Consider the following 13,716-nt stretch of genomic DNA (forward strand, 5'->3'; position numbering starts at 1 on the left):
AGATTAGACGAACAGCTATTAAAGAAGGTTTCATATTCCGAAATGTCGAGTAGGCACTTGTTTTGTCTATCGAGAAGATGCTTTGTCATACAGGAAGGAGAGTAAATAAATCCAGCGAATAAATACTAAAAAAGGGGGACTATAAAATGAACAAAATTGAAAGATTAATAGATCAGTTAGAGCTTCTAGAATTTTTATTGGAAACGAGATTAAATGACGAGCAGGATAAATTTGAAGAGGATTTTAGTAAAAACTCATTTCGATTATTAGGCAAGCTAGAAAAAATTGAAAACAAATTGTAAGGAATGTACGTTCGCTTAGAACTAGTAATATTAGTGTGAATTTGCTAAACTGTAAATAGAATGCGAGGGATCACTTTGTCATTATTAAAGCTTAGCAACCAACTAATGAAAGAATGCGATGATTGCATTTTACGTTTTCATCAATATAGAGAACTTGATAAAGAGCCAGATTTTTTTATAGATGTAAAACCACATGCATATAAAATAGATGAGATCTGTCTGGAATGGGAACAATTGGTCCGGAAATGGATTCAAGTGAAACGTCCAAAATATGTCCACCCAAGCCAAATTGACTCATTACTTGAATCCATGAAACAGTTTATCGTGCAATCTTACTATAAAGGGACAAGCAAAAAAAGATTTCTTTCGTCTGTCCATTCATCCAAATACACGCTAGAAACAATTATTCAAGCTATTAAGGAAGTAGGGGATGAATATGCTTGAAAAACAAAGCATTCATCAATTATTAGATGCGTGGAAAGTGGATGAAAATCGCTTTCCACAAATTGAACATATTCACACAACCGAAGAAAAAGAAGCAATTTATGCTCCATTTCCAGAGACAATGCATTCGTCCATTCAAAAGGCACTGAAAAGCCGTGGTGTAAATCAGTTATATATACATCAGCGACTAGCCTTCGATTCAGCATCATCCGGTAAGTCTTACACAACGATCACTCCTACAGCCTCTGGAAAGTCACTTTGTTATCATCTCCCAGTACTACAATCGATTATGGAAGATCCAACCTCACGGGCAATCTATCTATTTCCAACAAAAGCATTAGCACAAGATCAAAAAAGCGATCTAAATAATTTGATTGAAGCAACAGGGGAAGAAATACTAAGTTACACATATGATGGTGATACAGCCCCGGGTATTAGACAAAAAATTCGGAAGTCTGGACATATAGTCTTAACTAATCCTGATATGTTGCATTCGGGTATCTTACCACATCATACAAAATGGGTTACTCTATTTGAAAACTTAAAATATATTGTGATAGATGAAATCCATACATATAAGGGTGTTTTTGGGAGTCATGTTGCACATGTTATAAGACGTCTGAAAAGAATTTGTGCATACTACGGAAGCAATCCACAATTTATTTGTACTTCTGCGACCATCAAAAATCCAAAGGAACTAGCTGAAAATTTAACGAATACACCTCATGAATTGATCAACCAGAACGGTGCACCAGCGGGGAGAAAACATTTCATATTTTATAATCCTCCAATAGTCCATCCAGTTTTTAATGTGAGAAGGAGTGCCGTTTTAGAAGTTAGAGATTTGGCACAGGAATTATATGTAAATGGTATTCAAACAATTGTTTTTGCGAAGAGCCGTGTGCGAGTAGAAATGCTTGTGACGTATTTACAATCCTTAGTTAGTAAAAAGATTAATGATCAAACAATAAGAGGTTATCGAGGCGGTTATTTGCCTTCGGAAAGAAGGACTATTGAAAAGGGACTAAGAGAGGGAGTAATTAGAACGGTTGTTAGTACCAATGCATTAGAGTTAGGAGTCGACATTGGACAGCTGCAGGCGTGTATTATGACGGGATATCCAGGGAACATTGCTAGCGCTTGGCAACAAGCTGGACGAGCAGGTAGACGACAGGATGAAGCACTTATTATATATGTGGCCGGGTCTACCGCTCTTGATCAATATGTAGTAAAACACCCTGAATACTTTCTTGGACAGTCTCCAGAAGAAGTAAGGATTCATCCGGATAATATGATAATTTTGATGGATCATTTAAAATGTGCCTCCTTTGAATTACCTTTTTCACCTGCCGATATGTATGCAGAATTTTCTATACAGGAGTTACTAGCATTTCTTGAAAGTGAAGGTGTCCTTTTAAAAACATCAGAAAAATGGCATTGGATGTCTGATAGTTTTCCGGCAAGTAATATAAGCCTACGTTCCGCATCTCAAGAGAATGTTATTATTATCGATCAATCAATTCCAACTAAAACTAGGGTTATTGGTGAAATGGATCAATATAGTGCGATGACATTACTTCACGAAGAAGCTATTTACTTACATCAGGGAACTCAATTCCAAGTAGAAATTTTAGACTGGGAAGAGAAAAAAGCATTTGTGCGAGAAGTCGATGTCGATTATTTTACAGATGCTAATATAGCAATTGAGTTAAAAGTATTAAGCGAAGATAGAGCAAAAGAAGCTGACATTGGGATACTTCGATTCGGTGACATTATAGTGTTAGCACAACCAACTATATTCAAAAAGATTAAGTTTGATACACATGATAATATCGGTTCTGGTCAAATCCATTTACCACCAATAGAATTACATACTTCTTCTACCTGGTTTAGTTTTGATAAACCAGACGGTTGGAAAGACACTTTGTTGTCAGACGCAATGACAGGGGTTTCTTATGCGTTACATGCTTTTATCCCACTATTTATTCATTGTGATGCGAAGGATATCCATGTTGTGCCTCAGGTTAAATCGATTCACGGAGAAAAACCGACTTTTTATATGTATGATAGTTATCCAGGTGGAATCGGTCTCTCTGAAAGAATGTTTGATCTTTGGAATGAGTTAGTACCAAAAGTAACAGTTCAGGTAGAGAGTTGCTCTTGTATGCATGGCTGCCCTGCATGTATTGGTGCTCAAGACGCGGAGTTGAATCTAAAGGAAGAAGTGATTAAGTTACTTCATTTATTGCAGGTGGACCGCCATGTCGTATGAAAAAAAACTCATGCAAATGAAGAATTTAGTGAAAAAGAAGCCAATTGAAGAGGTAGTAAAAAAGGAAGAGTCAGAAATGGCGCTTCCCTTTTACGTTGAACCGTGGAAAAATGCAGGGTTAAAATTTATACAAGAAGAAAAAGGATTTTACTTTGTAAAGGAAACTTTTTATCCTTTGGGGCATATACATGGGAATATTGGGCTTAATAAACTACAACAGGCAATAAAGTTTATGCAGGAAGTCTATCCGACGCATCCTTTAACTATTACTAAAGAAAGTCCCTTTTGTTTTTATGATACAGAAACGACCGGGTTAAAAGGTGCGGGAGTACTTATTTTCTTAAACGGAGTGTTAAAGGAAGTGGAGGATGGGTTCTTGCTTACTCAATTTGTGCTAGCTGATCCAGGTCAAGAGGTAAGTTTCTTAAAGGCGACTGATTTTTGGGTAAACGAACAGACTATTATTACGTATAACGGGAAGAGTTTTGACCTTCCCCAGCTGCTATCAAGATGGACGATGAATAGAAACGATTTACCACGATTAAAGCACCATCATCAAATTGATTTAATGCATTCTTCTAAAAGAATTTGGAAGGGTGAATTAGAGCGTTTTAAGTTAAAGCAAATAGAGGAAATGAAGCTTGGATTTAAAAGAGAAAATGATATACCTGGTCACCTAGCACCAATAATCTATTTTGATGCAGTGAAAAGTGGTAATCCTATCAATTTGATGAAGGTATTAAAGCATAATGAATGGGATATTTTATCGCTTGTAACGCTTTATATTCTCTCCGTAGAATTACTTCAAGAAAAAGATGTAGTGGAAACAGCCACAACTTATACTAATATCGCTAAATGGTTTAGAGATTTAAAAACGATGAATACAAGTATGGATTGGTTTACTTTTGTCGTAAATAATTTTTCTGCAGAAGAGACTAGTATCGCTTACTATTTCGTGGGTCTCCATTTAAAACGAGCTCGTTCTTACGAGGACAGTTTGAAAGCGTTTGAACAAGCATTGAAAGAGATTTCTGGGAAATATCGTATAGAGGTTTATATTGAGCTGGCAAAGCTATTCGAACATCAAGTAAAAGATTTCCCAAAAGCTTTAGAAATGACGCAGCAGTGCATAGAATATGAAGCAAAACTTAATAAAGACGTACAGTCTCGCTTGAAAAAGGAACTTACTAAGAGAGAAATGAGAATAATTCGGAAGTTAAATATTTCCCGGGAAAGCGCAGAACATAACAAAAAACGCATATAAACGGCTGAAAAAACTCCATTATTCGACACCGATATGCTATAATATGAGTAGCGAATTGTTGATGGAAGGAAGATACCATATGGAATTTAAACTAAAGGCATCTGATATATTAGAAAAAGAATTTAAAACGGGTTTAAGAGGTTATAACCAAGAAGAAGTAGATGTTTTTTTAGACGATGTTATTCAAGATTACGAGGCTTATGAAAAAAGAATTGCACAACTCCAATTAGAAAATAATAAACTAAAAGAACAACTAGAGGAAATGCCAAAGAGAACACAAGCTGTTGCTCCGCAAACTGGGGCAACTAACTTTGATATTTTAAAGCGTCTTTCACATCTAGAAAAACATGTTTTTGGTAGTAAATTGTACGAATAATTATTACTAAGTTTCCTATAGATATCACAGCTCTACTTGTAGACTAATCGGGCATGACTTACGAAAAAAGATGCTAAAGACAATTTGGCATAATCTTATATTGAAAAACTTTGGAGATTCGTATATAATGGAAATACCACTTATATATTCGGGCAATCGCTGCAATGCTAGACATTGTAGAGGAAAGTCCATGCTCACACAATTCTGCGATGAATGTAGTGTTCGTGCTTAGTGAAAAAATAAACTAAGGTAGCTATTAATAGCTAACGGCGGGATGAAGGCCTAAGTCTTAGGATATGGCTGACAATCTCTGAAAGTGCCACAGTGACGGAGCTGTATAGGAAACTATACAGGTGGAACGAGGTAAACCCCACGAGTGAGAAACCCAAATTATGGTAGGGGCATTTTCTTGAAGGAATTGAACGGATAGAAAAACAGATTTCATCTGTAGATAGATGATTGCCGTCCACATACGTACGAGGTAATGCACCGTTTGAGTACCGTGGAAACAAAACATGGCTTATTGAGTGTATGAGTGGCTATATTTAATAACTAAGAAGCTCTCCATTAACGGAGAGCTTTTCTATTATATGAATAATTTTACTGAATTACGTAATAGGGGAGGTAAAAGATTATGAAAAAACAACCACCCGAACGTTTACAGAGCTTTTCAATTGAATTATTGGAACAAATTCTTCAGTCAACAACTGAAGGTATTATGATTACAAATGAAAAAATGCAAATTACTATGGTAAATAATGCTTTTGAGACACTTACAGGTTATCGGTCATCTGAAATACTCGGGAAATATCCAAACATATTACAATCCGGGAAACAGGATGCCGATTTTTATAAAGTAATGTGGTCTAAAATTCGCTCCAATGGATCATGGAGGGGCGAGATTTGGAATAGACGAAAAAATGGAGAAATATATCCAGAAATTCTTTCTATATATAGCGTATTTGATAAAGTAGGGCAGCTCACCAATTATTACGGGGTTTTTTCCGATATCTCTATAGAAAAAGAGACGGAAAAAGAACTTGAAGAACTAACTCAATCCGATTTATTAACCAATATTCTGAATCGAAATGCTTTCAATGAATTATTATTTGAGAAAGTAAATAATTCTATACATAGTCATGCTATATTATTTATTGATTTAGATCGGTTTAAGCAGATAAACGACACCTTGGGGAATGAAGTAGGTGACCAAATATTAATAGAGGTTACTAACAGAATAAACTCGATAGCTGGTTCTTCCGATATTTTTGCTCGTTATGGTGCAGACGAATTTGTCTTTTCTAGATCCAACATAGAATATCAAAAAGAAGCTGCAAACTTGGCTAAGGATATTACAAAGCTCTTTAACAAACCATTTCTCATAAATGATACAGAAGTATATGTCACTGCAAGTATAGGAATTAGTATTTTTCCGCAAGATGGTAAAGATATTGAGAAATTGATAAATAAAGCAGACAAGGCAATGTATTTTGCAAAACAAAATGGTAGAAACCAATATGCTTTTTATTTTGATGATTTAAAGAAAGACTCAAAACGAATAATTGTACTAGAAGCAGAGCTCAGAAAAGCTATTCAAAATAAAGACTTTTTCATTCACTATCAACCAAAAATCGGATTAGCTAAACAAGATATAATTGGGGTAGAAGCTTTAGTAAGATGGAACAATGTTAAGTTAGGTTTTGTCTCACCCGCTGAATTTATACCAATTGCGGAGGATACTGGTCTAATTATTCCTTTAAGTGAGGTAATATTAGAAAAAGTTTGTTTGGATATACTGGAGTCAAGATCTCAAGGGAAGATACATATATTACCGGTGTCCATTAATATCGCATCTGTTCATTTTCAACAGGATGATTTTATAGAACGTATAAATTCTATACTAATGCAATATAATTGTAGTCCGCACCTATTGGAATTAGAGCTTACAGAACGTACAGTGATGAAGGATTCAGACGATATAGTAAATAAACTTGTTAAACTAAAAGCAATGGGTTTTAAAATTTCAATTGATGATTTTGGAACTGGATACTCATCTCTAAGTTATTTGAATAGATTCCCACTAAATTATTTGAAAATAGATAAAAGTTTTATTCAACAAATTACTAACTTACAAGATAAGCAAGCTATTGTAGAGACAATCATATTAATGGCTCATCGGCTGCATATAAAAGTTGTAGCAGAGGGAGTAGAAACGATAGGTCAAGTAAAGCTTTTACAGCAAATGGGCTGCGATATCATTCAAGGATATTATTATAGTAAACCATTAGCGGCAAAGGAGCTTATGGATTTTATCGAGTTATGGGAAATTTATAGACAGGAAAGGAATATATAATGACAACATTTAAATTAGTAGCAACGTCAGCTATGGGATTAGAATCAATCGTTGCAGATGAAGTAAAAGCATTAGGATATGAAACAACAACGGAAAATGGCAAGGTTTATTTTGAAGGGGACGAGCGTGCAATTGCGCGTGCAAATATTTGGTTACGTGTTGCAGACAGAGTTAAAATAGTAGCTGCTCAGTTTCCGGTAAAAACCTTTGATCAACTGTTTGAAGGCACAAAAGCTGTACAATGGGAAAAGTATTTACCTGTCGATGCAGCATTTCCGGTTCAAGGAAAATCAGTCAAATCTACATTATTCAGCGTACCAGACTGTCAAGCAATAGTAAAAAAAGCAGTAGTGGAACGCTTAAAATTAGCACATAAAAGAACTGGTTTTTTAGATGAATCTGGAGCAACATTCAAACTGGAAATAAGTATATTAAAAGATATAGCTACCATTACAATAGATACAAGTGGTGCAGGTCTTCATAAACGTGGTTACCGCCATGGACAAGGGGAAGCACCACTAAAGGAAACACTTGCCGCAGCTTTAGTGAAAATTTCTAAATGGAATCCGAACCGACCATTTGTAGATCCTTTTTGTGGATCCGGTACTATTCCGATTGAAGCAGCAATGATTGGACAAAATATTGCACCAGGGTTTAATCGCGATTTTCATAGTGAAGCATGGCCATGGATGCCAAAAACAGTTTGGGAAGAAGTACGTAATGAGGCAGAATCATTGGCCAATTATGATCAAGAACTTCAAATTTTCGGTTCAGACCTTGATCCTAAAATGATTCAAATTGCGGAACAAAACGCATTTGAATCTGGATTTGGTGACATAATCACATTCAAACAAATGCATGCAAAGGATTTTACTACATCTTTGACAGATGGAGTAATAGTTAGTAACCCACCTTACGGAGAACGTATTGGTGAAGTGGAAGAAATCGAGCAGGTTATTGGTGAACTAGGGTATTTAATGAGCCAGTATCCTTCCTGGTCTGTCTATATGTTATCGTCTATGGAAAACTTTGAGAATGTATACGGTAGACGTGCAACTAAGAAGCGTAAATTATTTAATGGATTTATTCGAACGGACTACTATCAGTTCTGGGGTAAACGTTCATAACAGTAAGGGGGACTAGTTCCCCTTGCTGTTATATTATTATTTAAGGGAGTTTTTAGATGAAGCAAGCTTTACCATTCCAACTTTCAAAAGACCGTTCTTTCTTCGAATCATTAGGAGACTGGATGGGTGATGTATTATATGATGAATTACCCGAAAAAGGTTTTGAGTGTCGCGACGAACAGATTTTCATGGCATATCAAATTGAAAAAACGTTAAAAGAAAGAAATGTGCTATTTGCTGAAGCGGGAGTAGGTACTGGTAAAACCATTGCTTATTTGCTTCCGGCTATTGCGTATGCTCGTTATTCTGGAAAACCGGCTTTAATCGCATGCGCAGATGAAACACTAATTGAACAACTTGTAAAAGAAGCTGGAGATATTTTTAAACTTCAAGACTATTTAGATATAAAAATTGATGTGCGATTAGCAAAATCACGTGATCAATATTTATGTTTGAAACGATTAGAAGAAGCACAAAAAGATGATGATAATGAATATTTCTTAGAAGAAATTGAAGATCAAGTTCCGGACTTTGTATATGCACATTCATCTATGCAAAAAATTTATCCATATGGAGAGCGCAGTCAGTTTGCTGGAGTAAGCGATGAGGATTGGCAGAAAGTTAATTATCATCCAACTCAGCAATGTATGGTTTGTGATTTGCGAAATCGTTGTGGACAAACAATTCATCGACAGCATTATCGTGAGTCTACAGACTTAATCATTTGCTCACATGAATTTTTAATGGAGCATATTTGGACAAAAGAATCTCGTATACGTGAAGGTCAAATGCCATTATTACCCGAGGTATCAATGGCCGTATTAGATGAAGGGCATTTACTTGAATTCGCTGCTCAAAAAGCTTTAACGTACGAAATTCAAAGTGAAACACTTATTCGATTACTGGAAAAAGTAATGGTTGACGGTGTGCGAGAAAAAACATTGAACTTAATGGAAGTTCTCCAAGAATTACACGATAAGATATTTGGTTTGTTACGTATTGGTAGTAACATGGAAGAAACGGATCGGATGAAAGTTGATAAATCTTTCGAGTTAATGGAATTGTGTAAACAGGCAATTCGAGTAACTGATAGCTTGTTAGAAGAATTTGTGTTCGAGTCTGAGTTATATACGATTCCTGAATACGAGCTACGTATGGTAGAAGAATTTTTAGAGCAATACACATTCTCTCTTCGTTTATTCACCGAAAAAGGGGACGGAATTGAATGGTTAGAGATCATTGATGGTTATGAAACGTTAATCATCATGCCGAGACTAGTTACGGACATTTTAAATGAGAAGCTATTTACTTCTAAAATACCTATTGTCTTTTCTTCCGCTACATTATCTATAGAAAAGGACTTTACGTATATTGCAGATTCTTTAGGAATCGAAAAATTCCAATCGTTCTCTGTGGCATCTCCATTTGATTATGACGAAGTGATGAAGATATACACGGAGGAAATGGAACAGCAAGAGAAGCCTTATCATGTGGAGAAACTATTAAATAACCCAATGCAAACCCTTATTTTGTTTAAATCCAAAGCAGCAATGGCTTCTTTCCGAGCTACTATAGGTGATAGAAGCGATATCGTCTTTGAAGGAGATCGGGAGCTTTCAACCATTGTAAAAGAATTCCAAAATGGAGAATACTCCACTTTATGTTCCTATCATCTTTGGGAAGGGTTAGATTTACCTTTAGAAGCCTTAACCAGAGTTATTATTTACGATCTACCATTTCCACCTGTAGATCCACTATTTGATGCAAAACGTTCTTTCTCTAACAATCCATTTGAGGAAGTAGAATTGCCATTTATGCTTTTAAGATTACAACAAGGTATTGGGCGTTTGATCCGTACATCTAGTGATTACGGGGAAATTCATTTATTGTTAAATGAAGAAGAAGCATTACAAGAAAGTAGATTTACAGGGGTATTACCTACACCAATTTCGAAATGAATCAAGGGGGAATAGAAATGTCTGTAGAACAAAATTTTTTAGATTATGTGAAGAAAATTGGTGCTTATCAAGAAGCATTAGGGGTGCTTTATTGGGATATGCGTACTGGTGCTCCGAAAAAAGGTATTGATCAGAGATCTGAAGTTGTAGGAGTACTTGCAACGGATGTATTTAATTTATCGACTTCAGACGATCTTAAAGAATTACTAGACCAGATGGAACTTGAGCTGGATTCTGTAAACGAAGTAAGTAAACGTGTGTTTGAAGAAGTAAAAAAGGAATACAATCTCAGCAAGAAAATTCCAGCAGATGAATACAAGAAATTTGTTATTCTTCAATCTAAATCAGAATCTGTTTGGGAAGAGGCAAAAAACAACAATGATTGGTCTATGTTCCAACCATATTTAACTGAAATGGTTGCTACGCTAAAGAACTTTGTAGAGTATTGGGGAGTTACAGATAACAATCCTTATAATGTATTGTTGGACCAGTATGAGCCTGGCATGACGACTGAAATTTTAGATCAAGTTTTTAATGAACTAAGAGAAAAAATTGTGTCGTTATTAAAACGCATTTCAGAATCTCCAAACCAGCCAAAAACAGATTTCTTGTTCCAATCTTTTGATAAACAAAAACAACAGTCCTTTAGTTTAGATATACTAAAACAGCTTGGATATGATTTTGATGCGGGAAGATTAGATGAAACAGTGCATCCATTTGCTACTGGTTTAAATAGAGGTGACGTGCGCATCACGACTAAGTATGATGAGTTCGATTTCCGTTCGGCAATATTTGGTACTATTCATGAATGTGGTCACGCGATATACGAGCAGAATGTTGCAGAAGAGTTAACAGGTACACCTTTAGCGGGTGGGGCTTCCATGGGTATTCATGAATCCCAATCCCTGTTTTATGAGAATTTTGTAGGACGTAATCCAAAGTTCTGGGAACAAAATTATGAAAAGCTACAAAGCTATTCACCTGAACAATTTGGGGAAGTTCCTGTGGAAGACTTTCTTCGAGCTATCAATGAAGTAAAACCTTCTTTAATCCGGATCGAGGCGGATGAGCTGACATATGCTCTTCATATTATGATTCGCTATGAGATTGAAAAAGGATTGTTTAACGGTGATTTAAAAGTAGAAGATCTCCCTGAAATTTGGAATTCTAAGTACGAAGAATATTTGGGTGTTAGTCCATCTACTAACGCAGAAGGAATTTTGCAGGATGTCCACTGGGCTGGGGCTAGTTTCGGTTACTTCCCGTCTTATGCTCTTGGTTATATATATGCATCTCAATTCAAAGCAGCGATGCTAAAGGATATTCCACAGTTTGATAGTTTGTTAGAACAAGGCAATTTAGCACCTATCAAGGAATGGCTTACACAAAACGTGCATCAGTATGGTGCTCTTAAAAAACCTTTAGATATTCTGAAAGCAGCAACAGGTGAAGGTCTTAACGGTAAATACCTTGCTGATTATTTAGAAGAAAAGTATACAAAAATCTATAAACTTTAAATAAAAGGTGACCCAAGCGACGAATGTTGCTTGGGTCTTTTTAAAAGATTAAGAAAGTATATAATATGCAGTATAAACATTGGGTTTACAAAACTTTTTAGAATGAATATTACTAGATTTCCATTCAGGTGGGGTTCAAATGCTATGAGCGCCATGTGGCAACGCCTTCGTGACCAACATCCTGTTGGCCACCGCGGGGTGAGCGGCTGAAGCCGTGCCCACGGAAAGCGTCCGCCCGGAGCGGAAATGAACGGCATATCTACGTTTCTATTTTTAGAAGACCGGGCGTTTTTTACCCGGTTTTTCTTATAAAGGGAATTGTTTTTGGTATTTATTATTTTTATTGAACGGGTGCTTCTCTGTTCCTAGTGGACTATAGAAAAATGGTTAGTCTGGACATAAGTCTCGACTAACCATTTTTTAATATTTTATTGTTACCAGAATTTATAACCTTTTGAACCTGGAGGAGCATTTTGAATCATCTCAAAGACTGGAACAGTGTAAGCAAATAGGATTAATGCAATACATATTGTTAACCAAATCTTCCAATTTTCCAACCACATTGGAGTCTTTTCCGCGTTCTCTGAAACTTCACCAACAGGGAATTCTGTTTCACCCTTAGGAGCAAACCATAATAAATTTGCAACAATATAAAGCACTAATATGATCCCGATGAAAAGAATTGTTCCTCCAACTGCTTGTGCTATTTGATAAGGTATCCATTCAGTTGCTTGTTGTGCACCACCATAAGTGGAGAAATCCGAACGACGAGGCGCACCCATTAATCCTACAACATGCATTGCACCTGACATGATCGACATTCCGAATGCCCAAACAATAGCCTGAATAATTGCTAACTTGTTCATTTGTTTCGTCAATACTCTACCCGTAAGATGAGGTATTAACCAATAAGCGGCTCCAAAGAAAGTCAGTACAACTGTCGTTGCCAGTGTTAAATGGAAATGTCCAGTTACCCAAATAGTGTTGTGTATTAATGCATTCATCTGATGAGAAGCATTAATAATACCGCCAGCACCAGCAGGGATAAATGCAGCCATACCGATAAATGGAACTGTAAACCTAGCATCATTCCATGGTAGTTTTTTGAACCAACCGAATAATCCACGACCACCCAGTTGTCTTCCTCGTAACTCAAAAGTAGCGAACATAGAGAAAGCGGTTAACAATGAAGGGATAACAACCATCATTGTTAATACTACTTGTAAGAACTTCCAGAACGAATCAATCCCGGGTTCTGTCAATTGGTGATGGAAACCAACAGGAATGGAGAAGAGTAAAAATAACATAAAGGAAAGCCTTGCTAATGCATCAGAGAATATTTTCCCTCCAATGATCTTAGGAATAACAACATACCAAACCATATAGGCAGGTAACAACCAGAAGTACACTAATGGATGACCGAAATACCAGAATAATGTACGAGAAAGCAATACATCAACCTTATCCACCCATCCTAATGACCAAGGAATTAGTTGGAATACTACTTCTACAGCTACTCCTAAAGAACAGATAATCCACATCGCCAAATTGACAATTACCATAAATGATAAGAGCGGGCTAGGTTGCCCTGGATTTGCTTTACGCCATTCCACATATTTCATAATCTGTGCAATAGCTACTATCCATGACCCAACTACAACTAGTGCCATACCTACGTAGAAAATCCAATGTGCTTGAAGTGGTGCGTAAAAAGTATACAATACAGAAGCTTCATTGAGTAATACCATTATGGAAGCAGCAACTGTACCTGCAGTCATTACCCAGAAACCAATCCACCCGACTAATCGTTGTTTGTCTGATAACGTACCGGATGTTTTACTAATTGCAGCAATTTGAAAACCTAATATAAAATAAGTTGTTAAGATAAGTCCTAATAAAACCCCATGAATAGTTAATACTTGATAATAGCCAATCCCCCAAGGGAGTGTAAATTGACCTGAGCGGACAAGGACTTGTAATAATCCACAAAGCCCCCCGATGAATAAAGCGATAAATGCTACATATATATGAGCTAGTGCCAGTTTCCCATCTCGTCGATCAACTCTTACAAAGTCTTGTGCTTTTTCTTTAATAGTTGTCATT

General features: G+C 36.3%; 10 protein-coding genes and 1 other RNA gene. 10 read left to right on the forward strand and 1 reads right to left on the reverse strand.

Annotation, left to right across the window (positions count from 1 at the left end; genetic code table 11):
• The first annotated feature begins 146 nt into the window (after window positions 1–146).
• The 10 genes from MHI47_RS08105 to MHI47_RS08150 all read left to right on the forward strand — a co-directional run bounded on the left by MHI47_RS08105 (window position 147) and on the right by MHI47_RS08150 (window position 11,613).
• The gene (locus tag MHI47_RS08105) at window positions 147–302 is read left to right on the forward strand and encodes a hypothetical protein (protein ID WP_175496162.1); all 156 of its coding nucleotides are present in this window, start codon (window positions 147–149) and stop codon (window positions 300–302) included.
• A 75-nt stretch (window positions 303–377) separates the two neighbouring features.
• The gene (locus MHI47_RS08110; RefSeq protein WP_093534606.1) at window positions 378–746 is read left to right on the forward strand and encodes a YppE family protein; all 369 of its coding nucleotides are present in this window, start codon (window positions 378–380) and stop codon (window positions 744–746) included.
• Window positions 739–3,018: a DEAD/DEAH box helicase gene (locus tag MHI47_RS08115; RefSeq protein WP_093535686.1), complete on the forward strand. Its 2,280-nt coding sequence runs from the start codon at window positions 739–741 to the stop codon at window positions 3,016–3,018. The genes MHI47_RS08110 and MHI47_RS08115 overlap by 8 nt, the downstream gene beginning before the upstream one ends.
• Window positions 3,008–4,282: a ribonuclease H-like domain-containing protein gene (locus tag MHI47_RS08120; RefSeq protein WP_340830387.1), complete on the forward strand. Its 1,275-nt coding sequence runs from the start codon at window positions 3,008–3,010 to the stop codon at window positions 4,280–4,282. The genes MHI47_RS08115 and MHI47_RS08120 overlap by 11 nt, the downstream gene beginning before the upstream one ends.
• Before the next feature lie 79 nt (window positions 4,283–4,361).
• Complete coding sequence (gene gpsB, locus MHI47_RS08125) at window positions 4,362–4,658, forward strand: cell division regulator GpsB (RefSeq protein ID WP_093534602.1); 297 nt, start codon at window positions 4,362–4,364, stop codon at window positions 4,656–4,658.
• A 144-nt stretch (window positions 4,659–4,802) separates the two neighbouring features.
• An RNA gene (rnpB, locus tag MHI47_RS08130) (RNase P RNA component class B) lies at window positions 4,803–5,186 on the forward strand.
• A 106-nt stretch (window positions 5,187–5,292) separates the two neighbouring features.
• The gene (locus MHI47_RS08135) at window positions 5,293–7,011 is read left to right on the forward strand and encodes a putative bifunctional diguanylate cyclase/phosphodiesterase (protein WP_340830388.1); all 1,719 of its coding nucleotides are present in this window, start codon (window positions 5,293–5,295) and stop codon (window positions 7,009–7,011) included.
• Window positions 7,011–8,138, forward strand: a complete 1,128-nt coding sequence (locus tag MHI47_RS08140; RefSeq protein ID WP_093534598.1) for a THUMP domain-containing class I SAM-dependent RNA methyltransferase — start codon at window positions 7,011–7,013, stop codon at window positions 8,136–8,138. Before MHI47_RS08135 ends, MHI47_RS08140 begins: the two co-directional genes overlap by 1 nt.
• Window positions 8,139–8,194: 56 nt before the next feature.
• Window positions 8,195–10,096: an ATP-dependent DNA helicase gene (locus MHI47_RS08145; RefSeq protein ID WP_340830389.1), complete on the forward strand. Its 1,902-nt coding sequence runs from the start codon at window positions 8,195–8,197 to the stop codon at window positions 10,094–10,096.
• Between the two features lie 17 nt (window positions 10,097–10,113).
• On the forward strand, window positions 10,114–11,613 hold the full coding sequence (locus MHI47_RS08150) for a carboxypeptidase M32 (RefSeq protein WP_093534594.1): 1,500 nt from the start codon (window positions 10,114–10,116) through the stop codon (window positions 11,611–11,613).
• A gap of 434 nt (window positions 11,614–12,047) precedes the next feature.
• On the opposite strand, the gene MHI47_RS08155 is transcribed toward MHI47_RS08150, so the two are convergent.
• Window positions 12,048–13,715 carry a b(o/a)3-type cytochrome-c oxidase subunit 1 gene (locus MHI47_RS08155; RefSeq protein ID WP_340830390.1) on the reverse strand — a complete coding sequence of 556 codons (1,668 nt, stop codon included), beginning with the start codon at window positions 13,713–13,715 and terminating at the stop codon, window positions 12,048–12,050.
• Between the last annotated feature and the right edge of the window lies 1 nt (window position 13,716).

The organism is Psychrobacillus sp. FSL H8-0487, assembly GCF_038008385.1.
Classification (GTDB): Bacteria; Bacillota; Bacilli; order Bacillales_A; family Planococcaceae; genus Psychrobacillus; species Psychrobacillus psychrotolerans.

Bases quoted from the DNA above. Each gene is read 5' to 3' on its own strand.
- MHI47_RS08135 (WP_340830388.1), top strand. From the start codon at position 5,293: ATGAAAAAACAACCACCCGAACGTTTACAGAGCTTTTCAATTGAATTA.
- gpsB (WP_093534602.1), top strand. From the start codon at position 4,362: ATGGAATTTAAACTAAAGGCATCTGATATATTAGAAAAAGAATTTAAA.
- MHI47_RS08105 (WP_175496162.1), top strand. From the start codon at position 147: ATGAACAAAATTGAAAGATTAATAGATCAGTTAGAGCTTCTAGAATTT.
- MHI47_RS08145 (WP_340830389.1), top strand. From the start codon at position 8,195: ATGAAGCAAGCTTTACCATTCCAACTTTCAAAAGACCGTTCTTTCTTC.
- MHI47_RS08150 (WP_093534594.1), top strand. From the start codon at position 10,114: ATGTCTGTAGAACAAAATTTTTTAGATTATGTGAAGAAAATTGGTGCT.
- MHI47_RS08115 (WP_093535686.1), top strand. From the start codon at position 739: ATGCTTGAAAAACAAAGCATTCATCAATTATTAGATGCGTGGAAAGTG.
- MHI47_RS08140 (WP_093534598.1), top strand. From the start codon at position 7,011: ATGACAACATTTAAATTAGTAGCAACGTCAGCTATGGGATTAGAATCA.
- MHI47_RS08120 (WP_340830387.1), top strand. From the start codon at position 3,008: ATGTCGTATGAAAAAAAACTCATGCAAATGAAGAATTTAGTGAAAAAG.
- MHI47_RS08155 (WP_340830390.1), bottom strand. From the start codon at position 13,715: ATGACAACTATTAAAGAAAAAGCACAAGACTTTGTAAGAGTTGATCGA.